The organism is Roseicyclus sp., assembly GCF_052168335.1.
Classification (GTDB): domain Bacteria; phylum Pseudomonadota; class Alphaproteobacteria; order Rhodobacterales; family Rhodobacteraceae; genus Roseibacterium.
Genome location: NZ_JBQLZP010000441.1, coordinates 1 through 15,515 on the forward strand (window position 1 = coordinate 1; position 15,515 = coordinate 15,515).

A 15,515-nucleotide genomic window follows, 5' to 3' on the forward strand; every position below is an offset into this window, starting at 1 on the left:
CCGATGGCGGTCTCGTAGTCGTTGCGGGTGTCGATCACCGCGACATCCGGCGCGGAGATCAGCGCGTTCCACTCGGCGGGCGCGACGTAGGTGCCGACGAGCGCGTTCGGGTCGGTGCCCGGCACGCCCATCGTCACGATCTCGCGCTTGAGACGGACCTTCATCCGGCCGAAGGGCATCTCGCGGGTGGTCGATTCCTTCCACTCGAGATCGGCGCAGCCCGGCAGCCCGCGGATATGGGCGAGCACCGCGTCGATCCCCTCCCGGGGGCCCGCGATGGTCCCGTTGATCCCCTCGGGCGCGAGGAGGAGCGAGCCGCGGACACCGTTCGCCTCGCACAGGGCCTTGAGCGGCGCGCGGAGCGCGTCGGGGTCGGGGAAGCGGGTGAACCGGTAGAGCGCGGCGACGGTCAGCATGGCGCCGCCCTACAAGGTTGCACCCCGCCGCTCAAGGCGTAGGGTGGCGCCCGTGTTCCGGACCGGAGGCGACCCATGCGCGACGCGACCCATGCCCTGATCGTCATCGACATGCAGAACGACTTCTGCCCCGGCGGCGCGCTGGCCGTGCCCGAGGGCGACGCGATCGTGGCCGGCATCAACGCGCTCATGGCCGAATTTCCGGCGGTGATCCTGACGCAGGACTGGCACCCCGCCGACCACCTCAGCTTCGCCAGCCAGCATCCCGGCAAGGCGCCGATGGAGCTGACCGAGATGCCCTACGGGCCGCAGGTCCTCTGGCCCGACCATTGCGTGCAGGGCACGCAGGGCGCGGCCTTCCACCCCGACCTCGACACGGCGCGTGCCGACCTCATCCTCCGCAAGGGCTTCCGCCGGGGGATCGACAGCTACTCCGCCTTCTTCGAGAACGACCGGACGACGCCCACGGGGCTCGAGGGCTACCTGCGCACGCGCGGGATCACGAAGCTGACCTTCGTGGGCCTCGCCACGGATTTCTGCGTGAACTACTCCGCCGTCGATGCCACCCGCCTCGGCTTCGAGACGGAGCTGCGCGAGGATCTCGCGCGCGCCATCGACCTCGGCGGGTCGCTCGCCGCGGCGCGGGAGGGGATGCGGGAGGCCGGCGTCAGGATCGCCTGAGGCTCAGAAGACCGCGTGCTCGCGGAGGTCGGTCTCGACCTCTCCGGCGGCGAGGCGGCGGTAGTGCCCGGCCAGCGTCTCGGTCCCGAACTCGGGCGTGGCGTCGGCGTCGTAGCGGCCCCTCGCGGCGTCCCAGACCAGCATCGACTCGGTCGCGTAGTAGCGCCCGATGCGCGCGAACTCGGCGCGGTCGGCCCAGGTGCCGCTGACCCGGCCGAGCAGCCCGCTCACCCCGATGATCGCGTCCATCATGGCGACCGGCACCTGCCGGAACTTCGGCGGCAGGCCCAGCGCCTCGAACAGCGCCTCGCCCTGCGCGCGCGGCGTCAGTGCGGGACCGGGGCCGCCGATGGGGAGGATGCGGTTCTCCTTCCCCGGATCGGTCAGGCAAAGGGCCAGGTAACGCCCCAGGTCGTCGTCGGAGATCGGCTTGCAGGCGGTCAGCCGACCGTCGCCGAAGAGGAGGAAGGGCTTGCCCGCCTTCAGCCGCCCGACCTGCCCGGAGAGCGACTTGAAGAACGCCGTGGGCCGCACGATGGACCATGCCAGCCCCGAGGCCATCAGCTCCGCCTCGAAGGCGAGCTTGGCGCGCTGGAACTCGAGGAGCGGCTTCTGCACGCAGATCGCCGAGAGCAGGACGAAGCGCGGGATGCCCGCGGCCTTCGCGGAGGCGAGCGCCGCGGACTGCGCGCCGTGGTCGATGGCCCAGGCGTCGCGCGGCGCGCCGCTGCGCGAGGCGAGGCAGGAGATGACGGCGTCGAAGCCCGCACCCGCCATGACGCGCGACAGCGCCGCCGGGTCGGTCACGTCCGCTTCGCGGCGGGTGGCACCGGCGGGAAGTTTCGAGGTCGCATCGCGCACGATGCAGGTGACGTCATGCCCTGCCGCGACCAGGGCGCGGGCGGCACCCTGCCCCGCCGTCCCGGTTGCTCCGAGAAGCAGGACGCACTGGGGTGCGGCGGGGATGTCGGTCATGGGTCGTCTCCGGGTCGTCTCGGGCCAGAGACTACCGCAAGCGGCCCGCCTGTCACCCGCGTCATCGGGGCGCGACGAGACCCTGCCAGAGGCGCACCTTCAACCCGCCATGGGCCACCGGCTCGGACGGCGCGAGGGGCAGCCCCACCGCCTTGGCCAGCCCGTCGTCGCTGGTGATCACGCCGGCGCGCCAGCCCGCGAACCGCTCCGCCAGCACCTGCCCCAGCGTCGCGTAGAGCGCGAAAAGCGGTTTGCGGCTGCCGATCCGTGCGCCGTAGGGCGGGTTCACCAGGACGATGCCGGGCGGCCCCTCGGGCGGCGACAGCTCGCTCAGCGGCTGGCAGGCGAAGCGGCACCAGTCCGCGACGCCCGCCCGCACCGCGTTCTCGCCTGCGCCGCGAATGGCGCCCGCGTCGCGGTCGGTGCCGTGGAAGCGCGGGGCTGGCGCGCGCTGGGGCGGGACGATCTCCGGCCGTGCGCCGCCGATCATCGCCTCGAAGGCAAAGCTTCGGCTGCGCCCGGGCACGAGGCCCGCCGCGATCTCCGCCGCCTCGAGCGGGATTGTCCCCGAGCCGCACATCGGGTCGACCACCACCTGCGACCCGTCGAAGCCCATGCGCCAGAGGAACCCGGCCGCCATCGTCTCGCGCAGGGGCGCCTTGCCGACGTACTGCTTGTGCCCGCGCCGGTGCAGCGCCTCGCCGGTCGTATCGAGCGAGACGGTGCAGAGGTCGTCCTCGATCCGCGCCTTCACGACGATCTCCGCCTCGGGCGCGACCCTGATCCCGGCATCCGCGATGGCCTTGGCGATCCGCTGGGCAGCCGCCTTGTCGTGGTAAATCCTCGACGCGCGGCAGACGGCTTCGACCTTCACCGGAACCTCCGCCGACAGCCAGTCGCGCCAGGCGACCTTGCGGGCGCGCTTGTCGAGCTGCGCGAGGTGCATCGCGCGGAAGGAGGCGACGCGCCAGAGGACGCGAACGGCGCACCGGAGCACCATGTTGGCGCGCGCGGCCTCGGGCAGCCCGCCGTCGATCTCGACCCCGCCCGGCACGCGCCGGACGCCCGCGAAGCCCGCAGCGCGCGCCTCCGCCTCGAGCGCGTCCTCGAGGCCCGGCAGGCCGACCAGAAAGACGACGCCCGGCGCCGTCACCGGGCCGGGCGCTTCATCCGCCATGGGAACGGCTCCTCAGTCCTTCGCCCGCTCGACGTAGGAGGCGTCCTCGGTGTTCACCACGACGCGGGTGCCGACGCCGATATGCGGCGGCACCATGACGCGCACGCCGTTGTCGGCCATCGCGGGCTTGTAGGAGGAGGACGCGGTCTGCCCCTTCACGACGGGCTCCGTCTCCATGATCTCGACCGTCACCTTCTGCGGCAGCTCGATCGCGATGACGACCTCGTTGTGGATCGACAGGTAGCACTGCATCCCGTCCTGGAGCCACACCTTCGCGTCGCCGATCACGTCGGCGGAGGCGGTGACCTGCTCGTAGCTCTCGGGCTCCATGAAGTGGTAGCCCTCGCCGTCCTCGTAGAGGAACTGGTAGGTCTTCTCCTCCACGTGGGCGCGCTCGACGCCGTCGGTGGTCTTCCAGCGCTCGCTGACCTTGGTGCCGTTGTCGATGCGGCGCATGTCCACCTGGGTCACGGGCGTGCCCTTGCCGGGGTGGAAGTTCTCGGCCTTCAGGATGACGTAGAGCACCCCGTCGATGTCCACGACATTGCCCTTGCGCAGCTGGGACGCGATGACCTTCATGACAGCCTCCAGAAATGACGTCGCTTGAGGGCGCGCGCGCCCCGCGTTAGAGGCAGCCGTTACCCCATCCGCCGCGAAAGGGCCAGCCATGACATGGTGGGACCGCGACACCCACGCCGACCGCCGCCCGGTCCTGCTCGCGCGGAACCGGATCGTGGCCGCGATCCGCCGCTGGTTCGAGGAGCAGGGCTTCACCGAGGTCGATCCAGCGTATCTCGTCGTCTCGCCGGGGAACGAGACGCATCTCCATGCCTTCGAGACCGTGGCGCTGGACGAGGGGCTGACGCCGCGCACGCGCTACCTCCATACCTCGCCGGAATTCGCCATGAAGAAGCTGCTGGCGGCGGGGGAGGAGCGCATCTTCACCATGTCCCGCGTCTGGCGGAACCGCGAGGGCGGGCCGCGCCACGCGGTCGAGTTCACGATGCTCGAATGGTATCGCGCCGGGCAGGGCTACGAGACGCTGATGGAGGATTGCGCGGCGCTTCTCCGCGCCGCCGCCGAGGCCTCGGGTGTCACGGAGTTCCGGCACCGCGACACCACCTGCGATCCCTTCGCGCCGCCCGTCCGCACCACCGTGCCGATCGAGTTCGCCCGCCACGGCATCGACCTCCTGTCCACGCTGCCGCAGGGGCGGCCGGACGCGGCGGCGCTCGCGGCCGGTCTCGACGCCGTCGGCATCGCGCGGGGCTCGGACGACAGCTGGTCCGACCTCTTCTCCCGCGTGCTGACCGAACGGGTGGAGCCGAACCTCGGCGCGGGGCCCGTGATCCTCGACGCCTATCCCGCGCCCGAGGCCGCGCTCGCCCGCCGCCAGCCCGGCGACCCCCGCCTCGCCGAGCGGTTCGAGCTTTTCGCCTGCGGACTGGAGCTCGCCAATGCCTTCGGAGAACTCACCGACCCGGCCGAGCAGCGGGCGCGCTTCGAGGCGGACATGGCCCTGAAGGAGCGGCTCTACGGCACCCGCTACCCCCTCGACGAGGACCTGCTCTCGGCCCTCGCCCGGATGCCGCCCGCCAGCGGCTGCGCGCTCGGGCTCGACCGGCTGGTCATGCTCGCCACCCATGCGCCGCGCGTGGGGGACGTGATGTGGACGCCGCCCGCCTGACCTGTCGATCCGTGCAATCGAGGTGTAGATCCGTGCAGGCGCGCTGGCAGGGCGCAGTGCGCGGCGCCTACCTGCGGGGCATCCACGCCACGCAGGAGCCCCCCATGCCTTCCCTCCACGCCATCCGCCTCGACCGTGCGACCGACACGCTGTCCGCCCTTCTCGACCGGACCGGACCCATCGACGGCGCCCGGGCCTTCCGCGCGCTGGCCCTCGCGGCCACGGGCATGGCGGCGCTGACGCTGGGGATGCTGGTCCTCGACGCCCGGACCCTCGGCGCCGAGCCCGTCTGGCTGAAACCGTTCAAGTTCGCCGCGTCCTTCGCGATCCTCTTCGCGACACTGTCCCTGGTGGCCGGGCGCTTCTCGGACCGCTGGCGGCGGAACGTCTTCGTTGCTCTCGCCGTGCTGGTCGCCGGGGCGGCCTTCGCCTTCGAGATGGCCTATATCGGCGCGCAGGCGGCGCGGGCCGAGCCGCCCCACTTCAACGAGACGACCGCGTTCCACGAGCGGATGTACAGCCTGATGGGCCTCGGCGCCTCGGGGCTGATGGGGGCGATCGCCACCGTCGGCGCCGCCGCCTGGCTCGACCGGGCCGCGCGGCTGGGCGAGGGGACGCGGCTCGCGGTCGTGCTCGGCTTCCTCGGCACCGTCATCCTGACGATGTTCGTCGCGGGCGAGCTGGCCGGGAACGACGGCCGCTATATCGGCGTCCCCACCGAAGGCGGCCCGCGGCTTCCCGTCCTCGGCTGGTCGATGGAGGTGGGCGACCTCAGGCCCGCGCATTTCCTGTCGCTGCACATGATGCAGGCGCTGCCGCTCCTGGGCCTTGCGGCGGACCGGCGCGGATTTCGGCGGCACAGCATCGTCATCGGCGCAACCCTCTATGCGGCGCTGACGCTCCTGGTCTACCTTCAGGCGGTACTGGGCCTGCCGCTTCTCGGCGCCTGACACCGTCGATCCCGGAGGCCGAGACATGACCGCCAGTGCCGGCCGCGCCCGGATCGGATGGAGCGCCTACCTGATCCTCTGCGGCCTCGGGCTGACGGTCGTTCTGACCTGGCTCGGGCCACGGCCGTCGGAGGGGCTGGGTCTCGGCCGCACGGGGGCCTTCTGGCTCCTCCACGTCGCGGCGGCGCTGGGACTCTTGGCCGGGGTTCAGCTCGGCGTCGGGCGCGTCGCCCTTCTCTCGCGGTTGCCGGGCGCGGTGCAGGTGCTGGTCTCGGGCGCAGTCGCCTCCGTCGCCTTCACGCCCGTCGCGCTCGTCATCGACCGCATCTTCCGCCCGCCCTCGGCCTCCGAGACGGCGGGCGACCCGATGCTCCTCGGCGCGCTGCACGAGTTCATGGCCTTCTCCGGCCCCATCCTGCTCACCTGGCTTCTCATCAACGCCCCGACGCTGGTGCGGCTGGAGCCGCCCGCGCCCGCCGCGCAGCCCCCCGCGCCCGACCCGGCCGACGAACTTTGGGCCCGCCTGCCCGCGCGCCTCGGCCGCGACCTCGTCGCCCTCTCGGCGGAGCTGCACTACCTGCGCGTCTACACCACGGCCGGCGACGCGCTGATCCTCTACTCCTTCGGCCGCGCGACCGAGGCGCTCGACGCCTATCCCGGGATGCAGATCCACCGCTCCCACTGGGTCGCGCTCGCGCATGTCCGGGGCGTCGTGACGGAGGGCGGCCGCACGCTCTGCCGGCTCGAGGCGACGCCCGACCTGCCCGTCAGCCGCCCGTTCCGCCCCGCCCTCCGGGCCGCGCTCCGCGGGCGCGGCTGAACCGGCGCTTCTGGACAGCGCGGAACGGCGTTGGTTTAACCGGGGCGGGGAACCCGGAGCCTTGCCAATGGTCGACATCGCCACCCGCGTCTACAATCACAAGTGGAAGATCGACCCGATCGTCCGCTCGCTGATCGACACGGATTTCTACAAGCTCCTGATGTGCCAGTCGGTGTTCCGCAACCGGCCCGACACGAACGTCACCTTCTCGCTCATCAACCGCACCGCGCGCATTCCGCTGGCCAGGCTGATCGACGAGGGGGAACTGCGCGAGCAGCTCGACCACATCCGCACCCTGCGCCTGTCGCGCGGCGAGAGCACCTGGATGCGCGGCAACACCTTCTACGGCAAGCGGCAGATGTTCCGCCCCGACTTCATGGACTGGTTCGAGAACCTGCGCCTGCCGCCCTATCACCTCGAGCGCGTCGGCGACCAGTACGAACTGACCTTCGAGGGCGCCTGGCCCGAGGTCATGCTGTGGGAGATCCCCGCGCTCGCCGTGCTGATGGAGCTCCGGGGCCGCGCCGTCCTCAAGGACATGGGCCGCTTCGAGCTCCAGGTCCTCTACGCCCGCGCCATGACCAAGCTCTGGGAGAAGGTGGAGCGCCTGCAGAAGATCCCCGAGCTGCGGATCGCGGACTTCGGCACGCGGCGGCGGCATTCCTTCCTCTGGCAGGACTGGGCCGTGCAGGCGATGCAGGAGGGGCTGGGGCCGACCTTCGCGGGCACCTCCAACTGCCTCATCGCCAAGAACCGCGACCTCGAGGCCATCGGGACGAACGCGCACGAACTGCCGATGGTCTACGCCGCGCTGGCCGAGACCGACGCCGACCTCGCCCGCGCACCCTACGACGTGCTCTCGGACTGGCACGAGGAGCATTCGGGGAACCTGCGCATCATCCTGCCCGACACCTACGGGACGGAGGGGTTCCTGGCCCGCGCGCCCGACTGGCTGACGCAGTGGACGGGCATCCGCATCGATTCCGGCGACCCGGTGAAGGGGGCGGAGACGGCCATCGCCTGGTGGACGTCGCGGGGCGAGGATCCGCGCGAGAAGCTGGTGATCTTCTCCGACGGGCTGGACGTCGACGTGATCGAGGACCTCCACGCCCGCTTCTCGGGACGGGTGCGGGTGTCCTTCGGCTGGGGGACGCTGCTCACGAACGACTTCCGCGGGCTCGTCGAGGGCGACGCGCTGGCCCCGTTCTCGCTGGTGTGCAAGGCCGTGGCGGCGAACGGCCGGCCGACCGTCAAGCTCTCGGACAACCCGGAGAAGGCGATGGGGCCGGAGGTGGAGATCGCCCGGTACAAGCGGGTGTTCGGGGTCGGGGAGCAGGAGCGGGTTGAGGTGGTGGTTTAGGGATGACACAATAATGCCAAACGCCAGAATAGAACTCCCTCAAAGCCTTACCCTTCCCTGCGTCCTGAATTTTGTGAGGGAACTTGACTATTTTTCGGCTCATGATCGCTTAATAATTGATCTTCCGCCGAAAGCATTCTTCTCGCCCTTTACGATGGTTCTCTTGTCATCAAAAATCAGGTACCTAAAACAACACTGCAAAGATCTGACAATTATTTTCAATGGGTGGGAGCACCACGGTTACCTATCCCACATGGGCTTCTTTAGCATGTGTGGTTTCGACCACGGAAAAGACTTAGGTGAAGCTCGAGGGAGCACCGACTACCTTCCCATTACTGAAATCACAAAGGCGGGATTTTACGAAAAGGCATCTGACAAATATGAGGAGCTTCCAGACCTCATCCAACGACACGTTGATCGCATTTCCGGAGTTGTCGCTAGAGATCGAGGAGAGAACAAAAACCTCTTTGACGTCTTATCCTATTCGATTAGGGAGATCTTCAGGAACGTTTTTGAGCACAGCGAGGCCGACAGCCTGTTCTTTTGTGCGCAGTATTGGCCAAGGAGCAATAAAGTCGAGTTTGCGGTTTCCGATTTCGGGATTGGCATTCGACGCGGGCTTGGGACCAACCCGAACTTTCGCTTCCCGACTGACAAGGACGCGCTTGAATATAGCCTTCTTCCCGGCGTCTCGGGAAAAACACATCTACCTCGAACATCGTCAAACTGGTTTAATTCTGGGTACGGACTTTATATGACGAACAGATTGGCCAGAAACGGTGGTAACTTCGTGATTGTAAGCGGAGATTCAGCGATCCATTTCTCGAAAAGAACCAAGAACAACTATCCGACCTCGTTCCCCGGAACCGCTATTCGTTTGAACTTGAACGTAGAAGAAATCGGTGACGTGCAAGGCCGGCTTCAAGAATTCAGAGAAGATGGAAAGGAACTTGCTGCTACAATTAAGGGCTCCGGAAACCGACCGCCCTCAGCAATGTCTCTTTTGTTGCGCAGAGAATATCAAATGAAACTGTAGGGCTTTGGAAATTTTGGGTGAGGTATCGTTCCTAAACCTCACTCCTCCACCCGTCCCCTCCCCGCCTTCACCTCCCCCCGCACCTTCTTCGCCTTGAGCCGCCGCTCCACCGACCCGCGCGTTGGCTTCGTGGCGACGCGGCGCTTCGGCGCCACCGTCGCCCGGCGCACGAGGTCCGCCAGACGCTCCCGCGCGATCTCGCGGTTGCGGGCCTGGCTGCGCTCCTCGGACACCTGGAGGACGACCGCCCCCTCCTTCGTCCAGCGCCGCCCCGCCAGCCGCCGGAGCCGCCGCTTCACCGCGTCGGGGAGGGACGGCGAGCGCTCCGCCTCGAAACGCAGCTCCACCGCGCTCGACACCTTGTTGACGTTCTGCCCGCCGGGACCGGAGGCGCGCACGAACTGCTCGGTCAGTTCCCACTCCTCGATGGCGATCTGGTCGGTGATCCTGAGCATCGTTCCCCCACGAAAAAGGGTCGCCTGTTGGCGACCCTTTCGAGAAATCAGGAGGCGGGTATCGGTTAGGATATGTCCCCACCTGGGAGGGGTCTTACCCCCGGGGCTGCCCTAGAGGCACACCTCCCAAGCTGTCCCGACGCCTTTCTCCAATGCTTCTCTAGACACTGGATCACCTCCTTTCGCTTGGGTTGCCGTTGGAGGTAGCCTGCCACAGATTTTGCGGTTGTCAAAACATTTCACGCAACCTGTGTGGTCAACTTTCGCGTGATGAGCCGGAAGGGGATCAGCGCCAGCAGCGCGATGGCAAGCTTCACCATCCAGTCGGCGAAGGCCAGCGACACCCAGAGCGGCACGACGGGGCCGAGGCCCAGCAGCGGCAGCGCCTCGTTCGCCCAGGAGACGTCGTTGGCCGGTTCGAGGAAGGTCAGCGCCCCCGAGAAGGCGATGGTGAAGAAGAGCGCGGTGTCGACGATGGAGCCGATGAGCGAGGAGACGACCGGCGCGCGCCACCAGCCGCCCGAGCGCAAGCGGTCGAAGATCGCCACGTCGAGGAGCTGCGCGGTGAGGAAGGCCAGCCCCGAACCGATGGCGATGCGCAGCGTCACGAGCGGCCCGAACTCGCCGACGATCTGGGTGCCGACGAGCGAGCAGGCGACGCCCACGAGGAAGCCCGCGAAGACGACGCGGCGCGCGGCGGCGGGCCCGTAGACGCGGTTCATGATGTCGGTGACGAGGAAGGCGAGCGGGTAGGTGAAGGCGCCCCAGGTCAGCCACTGTCCGAAGAGGAACTGGACGAGGATGTTGGAGGCGACGACGACGGCGGCCATCGCGAGGATGCCCGGCAGGTATCTGGTCATGGCGTTTTCCGTTTTGACAAGGTGGTCGGAGACTTGGCCGGAACCCCGGCAGGCCCGCCCCTTACGCCGGCGCGTCCGCGCGTGCAAGCACCTCGGCCAGTGCGCGGGCGACCTTCGGGATCGTCTCCGCCGTCAGGCCCGCCACGTTCATCCGCCCGTCGCCCACCAGGTAGACGCCGTGCGTGTCGCGCAGCGTCGTCACCTCCGCCGGCGTCGCGCCGATGAGGGAAAACATGCCCCGATGCGCGGCGAGAAAGCCGAACCGGTCCGAGCCGGTCTCGGCCCGCAGCGCCTCGGCCAGCGCGGCGCGGTTGCCGAGCATCGTCTCGCGCATGGCGCGCAACTCCGTCCGCCAGTCGTCGCGGAGCGTGGCGTCGCCGAGGATCGTCTGCACCACCCGCGCGCCGTGGTCGGGCGGGAAGGCGTAGTTCTGCCGGTTGAGATTGGCGAGCGTGCCCTGCGCGGCGAGCGTCGGCCCGCCCTCGCCGGTGACGACGAGGACCACGCCCACGCGCTCGCGGTAGAGGCCGAAGTTCTTGGAGCAGCTCGCGGCGATCAGCACTTCGGGCAGACGCGCGGCCAGAAGGCGCGTGCCCTCGGCGTCCTCCTCGAGGCTGTCGCCGAAGCCGAGATAGGCCATGTCGACGAAGGGGATCGCGCCGGTCCGCGCGCAGATCGCGGCGATCTCGGCCCAGTCGGCCTGCGCCAGGTCGGCGCCCGTCGGATTGTGGCAGCAGGCGTGAAGGAGGATCAGGTCGCCCTTCTTCGCGTGCGCCAGGTCGGCCAGCATCCCCTCGCGGTCGAGCCCGCCCGTGGCGGTGTCGTAGTAGCGGTAGGTCCGGCGCGTCTGCTTCAGGTGATCGGCGATGGCCGGATGGTTCGGCCAGGTCGGATCGGACATCCAGACGGTCGCCTCGGGCGTGAGCCGGCGGGCCATTTCCAGCACCTGCCGCACGGCCGCCGTGCCCCCGGGCGTTCCGGCGGCGGCGACGCGCGCGGCGGGCACCGCGTCGCCGAGGATCAGCTCGCGCATCGCGTCGAGGAAGGCCGCATCGCCGGTGAGGGCCACGTAGGACTTCGTCTCCTGCGCCTCCCAGATCCGGCGCTCGGCCTCCTTCACGGCGCGCATGACGGGCGTGCGCCCTTCGGGCGAGCGGTAGACGCCGACGCCGAGGTCGACCTTGTCGGGGCGCGGGTCGCCCGCGAACATCGCCATCAGGCGCAGGATCTTGTCGGGTTCGGGCGGCAGGAGGGTCTCGAACATGGGCGTCAGGCCGGGTGTCTGGAGGGGTCGCGGTCGCGGAACAGGGTGCGCTTGCGGAACTCGCTGCGGAAGGGGCGGAAGCCCGCCTTGCGGTAGAGCTCGAGCGCGCGGGGATGGTCGAGGTCGCAGGTGTTGACGGTCATCGCCTCGACGCCCTCGCGCGCCCAGCCGGTCGCGATGGCGGTTTGCAGGAGTCTGCCGCCGAGGCCCGTTCCCACCGCCTCCGGTACGACGCCGAAATAGGCGAGGTCGCAGGTGCCGGGCCGCCGCCAGTCGAGCATGAAGAAGCCGCGCGGCCAGCCCTCGGCAAAGGCGACCCAGGTTTCCACCAGCGGATCGCCGACGAAGGCGGCCAGCGCCTCGGGATCGGTCTTGGCCTGCTCGAAGCGGTCGCGCCATTCGTAGTCGCGCCCCACCGCGTCGTAGAGCGCGAGGAAGAACCAGACGGGCGGGTTCACCGCCTGCTCGAGGCGCACGCCCTCCGGCAATGCGGGCCGCGACAGGCGGGGGTCGTCCTTCATGATGAGGTAGGTGACCTGGTAGGCCACCTCGGTCCCGGCGGGGATGCGGGTCATCCCGTGGCGACCTGGAGCTGGTCGAAGCGGCCCCATTCGGACCACGACCCGTCGTAGAGCGACACGTCCTCGTTGCCGAGCCGCGCGAGCGCCAGCATCAGGATCGCCGCCGTGACGCCCGAGCCGCAGGTGGTGATCGTCCGCCGCGAGATGTCGGCGCCCGCCGCTTCGAAGGCGGCCTTCAGCGCGTCCGCCTCCTTCATCGTCCCGTCGGGATTGAGGAGCGTCGCGTAATGCACGTTGATCGAGCCGGGGATGTGGCCGGCGCGGAGGCCGGGGCGCACCTCGGGCTCGTCGCCGCGGAAGCGGCCGGGGCTGCGCGCGTCGAGGATCTGCCAGTCGCCGAGCTTGGAGGCGGCGGCCACCTGCGTCACGTCCTTCACGAGGTGCGCCTGCCGCTGCACCGTCATGTGCCGGTCGCGCAGGATCGGCGGCATGTCCTCGACCGGATGCCCCTCGGCCTGCCATTTGGGGAAACCGCCGTCGAGCACCGCCACGTCGGTCTTGCCCATCAGGCGGAAGTTCCACCAGACGCGCGCGGCCGAGAAGATGCCGACGGCGTCGTAGACAACCACCTGGTGCCCGTCGCCGATGCCCATGGCGCGCATCCGGCTCATGAACTTCTCGGCGGGCGCGACCATGTGGGGCAGGTCGCTGCGGGCGTCCGAGATCTCGTCGATGTCGAAGTGGCGCGCGCCGGGGATGTGCGCGGCGGCGTATTCGGCCTTGGCGTCCCGTCCCGCGCCGGGCAGGTAGTAGGACGCGTCGATCACGCGCAGGTCGGGATCGTCGAGATGCGCCGCGAGCCACGCGGTCGAGACGAGCGTCTTCGGATCGTCCCCGGTGATGGGCTTGGCCATGTTCCCTCTCCCGCGCTGCGCATTCGGTCCCGGATAGGCCTACGACCCAGACCCCCGGCGCGCAAGGGTCTGACGCGTCAGCCGCCCTGCTTCAGCAGGCGCTGCTTCTGCCGGTCCCAGTCGCGCTTGGCCGAAGTCTCGCGCTTGTCGGCGGTCTTCTTCCCCTTGGCGATGCCGATCTTCAGCTTCGCGATGCCCTTGTGGTTGAAGTAGAGCACCAGCGGCACCAGCGTCATGCCCTGCCGCTGCGTCGCGTTCCAGAGCTTCGAAAGCTCCTTGCGCGAGACCAGCAGCTTGCGGCGGCGCTTCTCCTCGTGGGGGAAGGTCTTGGCCTGAACGTAGGGCGCGACGTAGCTGTTGATGAGCCAGAGTTCGCCCTCGTCCACGGTGGCGTAGCTCTCGGCGATGTTGGCCTGTCCCTCGCGCAGCGACTTCACCTCCGAGCCGAGCAGGATGATGCCCACCTCGAGATCGTCCTCGATGGCGTAGTCGAAACGCGCGCGCCGGTTCTCGGCGACGACCTTGTAGTTCTTGTTCTCGTCGGTCTTGGACATGCCCCGCAGATAAGGGGCGGCAGGCGCGGAGTCGAGGGGCCTACCCCGTCAGCCAGAGTGCCGCCTGCCCGACGACCGCCGCCGCGCAGAAGCCCATCCCAAGCACCGGCCAACCGATCCAGACGTCCGGCACGCCCTCGGGCTGGTCGCGCCGCTTCAGCACGAGGAGCGCGGCGTTCACCGCGAAGAAGACGATCAGGATGGCGAGGCTGGTGGCCTGCGCCAGCCGCCCGAGCGGCACGAGGAGCGCGAGGACGAGCGCCGCGGCCGAGGCGGCGAGCGTGGCGAGGACCGGCGTGTCGGTGCGCGCGTTCACCTTCGCGAAGAGGCCGGGCGCCCGGTTCCCGTCGCGCGCGAGATCGTAGAGGAGCCGCGCCGCCGCGATGATCTGCGTGAGCCCGCCGTTCACGATCACGAAGAGCGACGCAAGGATGAAGGGCCAGCCGGTCCAGCCGAAACGCTCGACCGCGGCCACCAGCGGCGCCTTCGCCCCGGCGAGGTCCGCCGTCTCTCCCGTGCCGGTCACGGCCATGGCGACGACGATGTAGGTGACGAAGACGGCGACGAGCGCGAGGATCATCGCGCGCGGCAGGGTGGTGCGCACGTCCTCGACCTCCTCGGCGGTCTGGGCCATGTCGCCGAAGCCGATGAAGGAATACATGGCGAGGAAGGCCGCCCCGATCAGCGCGAAGGCGACGCTCCCGTCGATGCCGTCGCCACCGCCCCGGACCGCCTCCAGCATCGCGGGGGGCGAGCCGGCCAGCCCGTCGCGGTTGATCCAGACGATGAGGCCGAGCGTCGCGACGCCGATCACGGTCGTGACGGTCATGAACCAGGCGCTCTCCTTCATCCCGAGGCTCGCGATCAGCGTCAGGAGCGCGATGAGCCCCACGGTCGGAATCCAGCCCGGCAGCTCGACCCAGGCGCCGAGATAGCTGACGAAGCCCGTGGTGATCGTGGCGCCCGAGACGATATTGGCCACCACCAGCACCCAGCCGATGAGCGCGGCGAGCCAGCCGATGCCGAAGGCCTCGTTCATGTAGTCGATGGGCCCGCCCGCCGAGGGAACGCGCGCGGCGATCTCGGAATAGGACAGCGCGGTCGTCACCGCGACCGTCGCGGCGAGCATGTAGGCCAGGGGCGACAGCGCGCCAGCCCGCCCGATGACCTCGCCGATCACCACGAAGATCCCGGCCCCGAGAATGGTGCCGATGCCGTAGAAGGTGAGCCCGATGGTGCCGACCGACCGGTCGAGCCCCCGGTCGCGTGCCTTCTCCGCCTGTTCCGCCATGGGGGCGCAACGCCGACCCCCCAGGCTTGTTCCGGAGGCCTCAGCCGGGCGGCGTGTCCACCGTGTCGATCCACGGCTTGATGTCGAGGACCGGCGTGCCGTCCCAGGCGTCCGTCGCGTCGATGCCGATGACGCCCGCCTCCGGGTCGAGCGCGGTGATCACCACCGTCCCGAGCGCGATCGGGTTCGGCCGCACCGGCGAGCGCAGCGCGAAGACCCCGCGCGTGGACCCGTGGTTCGGGGTCTGCACGATCAGGTCGCGCTGGCCCCGGTCGACCCAGTAGAGGACCTGGATCGCCTGCCCGACGGACAGGCCCGCAAGCCCGGCGGCGTAACCCGGCAGAAGCTCGATCCGCGCGCCCTCTCCCGTCTCGCGCGCCGCGCGCAGGTTCTTCGGCGCCGTGCCCTTCGCCCAGGACGAGCGGATGTGGCCGATGAAGCAGAGGGACGCGTCCGCCCGCTCTGCCGGGTCGAAGCCGAGCGTCACCTCGCCCGGCCGGGTCTCGCGGTCAGCCGATGATCCCGGCATGTCGCATCGCCGCCTGGATCTTCTG

General features: G+C 69.4%; 17 protein-coding genes and 1 pseudogene. 6 read left to right on the top strand and 12 right to left on the bottom strand.

Annotated elements, in window-relative coordinates; genetic code table 11:
- Positions 1-416: pseudogene (locus tag ACTS11_RS13420) on the bottom strand (rhodanese-related sulfurtransferase); the annotation flags it as partial.
- Between the two features lie 75 nt (positions 417-491).
- Here ACTS11_RS13420 and pncA point away from each other — a divergent pair.
- A complete protein-coding gene (gene pncA / locus ACTS11_RS13425; protein WP_442640812.1) occupies positions 492-1,097 on the top strand; it encodes a bifunctional nicotinamidase/pyrazinamidase in 606 nt (201 codons plus the stop codon).
- A gap of 3 nt (positions 1,098-1,100) precedes the next feature.
- Here pncA and ACTS11_RS13430 read toward each other — a convergent pair whose 3' ends face one another.
- The 3 genes from ACTS11_RS13430 to efp all read right to left on the bottom strand — a co-directional run bounded on the left by ACTS11_RS13430 (position 1,101) and on the right by efp (position 3,828).
- Positions 1,101-2,072, bottom strand: coding sequence for an NAD(P)H-binding protein (locus ACTS11_RS13430; protein ID WP_442640813.1), 972 nt, complete (start codon positions 2,070-2,072; stop codon positions 1,101-1,103).
- A gap of 61 nt (positions 2,073-2,133) precedes the next feature.
- Complete coding sequence (locus ACTS11_RS13435; protein ID WP_442640814.1) at positions 2,134-3,249, bottom strand: THUMP domain-containing class I SAM-dependent RNA methyltransferase; 1,116 nt, start codon at positions 3,247-3,249, stop codon at positions 2,134-2,136.
- A gap of 12 nt (positions 3,250-3,261) precedes the next feature.
- Positions 3,262-3,828 carry an elongation factor P gene (efp, locus tag ACTS11_RS13440; RefSeq protein WP_442640815.1) on the bottom strand — a complete coding sequence of 189 codons (567 nt, stop codon included), beginning with the start codon at positions 3,826-3,828 and terminating at the stop codon, positions 3,262-3,264.
- 88 nt (positions 3,829-3,916) lie between these two features.
- Here efp and epmA point away from each other — a divergent pair, with 88 nt between their 5' ends.
- The 5 genes from epmA (at position 3,917) to ACTS11_RS13465 (ending at position 9,102) form a co-directional block, all read left to right on the top strand.
- Positions 3,917-4,936 carry an EF-P lysine aminoacylase EpmA gene (gene epmA / locus ACTS11_RS13445; protein ID WP_442640816.1) on the top strand — a complete coding sequence of 340 codons (1,020 nt, stop codon included), beginning with the start codon at positions 3,917-3,919 and terminating at the stop codon, positions 4,934-4,936.
- A gap of 104 nt (positions 4,937-5,040) precedes the next feature.
- The gene (locus ACTS11_RS13450) at positions 5,041-5,886 is read left to right on the top strand and encodes a hypothetical protein (protein ID WP_442640817.1); all 846 of its coding nucleotides are present in this window, start codon (positions 5,041-5,043) and stop codon (positions 5,884-5,886) included.
- 25 nt (positions 5,887-5,911) lie between these two features.
- Positions 5,912-6,706 carry a LytTR family DNA-binding domain-containing protein gene (locus ACTS11_RS13455; RefSeq protein ID WP_442640818.1) on the top strand — a complete coding sequence of 265 codons (795 nt, stop codon included), beginning with the start codon at positions 5,912-5,914 and terminating at the stop codon, positions 6,704-6,706.
- Between the two features lie 67 nt (positions 6,707-6,773).
- The gene (gene pncB / locus ACTS11_RS13460; protein ID WP_442640819.1) at positions 6,774-8,066 is read left to right on the top strand and encodes a nicotinate phosphoribosyltransferase; all 1,293 of its coding nucleotides are present in this window, start codon (positions 6,774-6,776) and stop codon (positions 8,064-8,066) included.
- 13 nt (positions 8,067-8,079) lie between these two features.
- Positions 8,080-9,102 carry an ATP-binding protein gene (locus ACTS11_RS13465; RefSeq protein ID WP_442640820.1) on the top strand — a complete coding sequence of 341 codons (1,023 nt, stop codon included), beginning with the start codon at positions 8,080-8,082 and terminating at the stop codon, positions 9,100-9,102.
- 38 nt (positions 9,103-9,140) lie between these two features.
- Here ACTS11_RS13465 and arfB read toward each other — a convergent pair whose 3' ends face one another.
- From arfB to ACTS11_RS13505, 8 genes are all read right to left on the bottom strand, one after another.
- A complete protein-coding gene (arfB, locus tag ACTS11_RS13470; protein WP_442640821.1) occupies positions 9,141-9,557 on the bottom strand; it encodes an alternative ribosome rescue aminoacyl-tRNA hydrolase ArfB in 417 nt (138 codons plus the stop codon).
- Between the two features lie 239 nt (positions 9,558-9,796).
- A complete protein-coding gene (locus ACTS11_RS13475) occupies positions 9,797-10,417 on the bottom strand; it encodes a queuosine precursor transporter (RefSeq protein ID WP_442640822.1) in 621 nt (206 codons plus the stop codon).
- A 61-nt stretch (positions 10,418-10,478) separates the two neighbouring features.
- Positions 10,479-11,681, bottom strand: a complete 1,203-nt coding sequence (locus tag ACTS11_RS13480) for an amino acid aminotransferase (RefSeq protein WP_442640823.1) — start codon at positions 11,679-11,681, stop codon at positions 10,479-10,481.
- A 5-nt stretch (positions 11,682-11,686) separates the two neighbouring features.
- The gene (locus ACTS11_RS13485; protein ID WP_442640824.1) at positions 11,687-12,256 is read right to left on the bottom strand and encodes a GNAT family N-acetyltransferase; all 570 of its coding nucleotides are present in this window, start codon (positions 12,254-12,256) and stop codon (positions 11,687-11,689) included.
- Positions 12,253-13,116 (bottom strand): 3-mercaptopyruvate sulfurtransferase, encoded by an 864-nt coding sequence (gene sseA / locus ACTS11_RS13490; RefSeq protein WP_442640825.1) that lies wholly within the window; start codon positions 13,114-13,116, stop codon positions 12,253-12,255. Before sseA ends, ACTS11_RS13485 begins: the two co-directional genes overlap by 4 nt.
- Positions 13,117-13,193: 77 nt before the next feature.
- The gene (gene smpB / locus ACTS11_RS13495; RefSeq protein WP_442640826.1) at positions 13,194-13,670 is read right to left on the bottom strand and encodes an SsrA-binding protein SmpB; all 477 of its coding nucleotides are present in this window, start codon (positions 13,668-13,670) and stop codon (positions 13,194-13,196) included.
- A gap of 40 nt (positions 13,671-13,710) precedes the next feature.
- Entirely contained in the window at positions 13,711-14,961 is a 1,251-nt protein-coding gene (locus ACTS11_RS13500) for an APC family permease (RefSeq protein WP_442640827.1), read from the bottom strand.
- 40 nt (positions 14,962-15,001) lie between these two features.
- Positions 15,002-15,515, bottom strand: a 514-nt coding sequence (locus tag ACTS11_RS13505) for a TrmO family methyltransferase domain-containing protein (protein WP_442640828.1), incomplete at its 5' end; no start/stop codon positions are given.

Excerpts from the sequence above, each read along its gene's own strand:
- pncA (WP_442640812.1), top strand. The coding sequence starts at position 492 with ATGCGCGACGCGACCCATGCCCTGATCGTCATCGACATGCAGAACGAC.
- ACTS11_RS13430 (WP_442640813.1), bottom strand. The coding sequence starts at position 2,072 with ATGACCGACATCCCCGCCGCACCCCAGTGCGTCCTGCTTCTCGGAGCA.
- ACTS11_RS13435 (WP_442640814.1), bottom strand. The coding sequence starts at position 3,249 with ATGGCGGATGAAGCGCCCGGCCCGGTGACGGCGCCGGGCGTCGTCTTT.
- efp (WP_442640815.1), bottom strand. The coding sequence starts at position 3,828 with ATGAAGGTCATCGCGTCCCAGCTGCGCAAGGGCAATGTCGTGGACATC.
- epmA (WP_442640816.1), top strand. The coding sequence starts at position 3,917 with ATGACATGGTGGGACCGCGACACCCACGCCGACCGCCGCCCGGTCCTG.
- ACTS11_RS13450 (WP_442640817.1), top strand. The coding sequence starts at position 5,041 with ATGCCTTCCCTCCACGCCATCCGCCTCGACCGTGCGACCGACACGCTG.
- ACTS11_RS13455 (WP_442640818.1), top strand. The coding sequence starts at position 5,912 with ATGACCGCCAGTGCCGGCCGCGCCCGGATCGGATGGAGCGCCTACCTG.
- pncB (WP_442640819.1), top strand. The coding sequence starts at position 6,774 with ATGGTCGACATCGCCACCCGCGTCTACAATCACAAGTGGAAGATCGAC.
- ACTS11_RS13465 (WP_442640820.1), top strand. The coding sequence starts at position 8,080 with ATGCCAAACGCCAGAATAGAACTCCCTCAAAGCCTTACCCTTCCCTGC.
- arfB (WP_442640821.1), bottom strand. The coding sequence starts at position 9,557 with ATGCTCAGGATCACCGACCAGATCGCCATCGAGGAGTGGGAACTGACC.
- ACTS11_RS13475 (WP_442640822.1), bottom strand. The coding sequence starts at position 10,417 with ATGACCAGATACCTGCCGGGCATCCTCGCGATGGCCGCCGTCGTCGTC.
- ACTS11_RS13480 (WP_442640823.1), bottom strand. The coding sequence starts at position 11,681 with ATGTTCGAGACCCTCCTGCCGCCCGAACCCGACAAGATCCTGCGCCTG.
- ACTS11_RS13485 (WP_442640824.1), bottom strand. The coding sequence starts at position 12,256 with ATGACCCGCATCCCCGCCGGGACCGAGGTGGCCTACCAGGTCACCTAC.
- sseA (WP_442640825.1), bottom strand. The coding sequence starts at position 13,116 with ATGGCCAAGCCCATCACCGGGGACGATCCGAAGACGCTCGTCTCGACC.
- smpB (WP_442640826.1), bottom strand. The coding sequence starts at position 13,670 with ATGTCCAAGACCGACGAGAACAAGAACTACAAGGTCGTCGCCGAGAAC.
- ACTS11_RS13500 (WP_442640827.1), bottom strand. The coding sequence starts at position 14,961 with ATGGCGGAACAGGCGGAGAAGGCACGCGACCGGGGGCTCGACCGGTCG.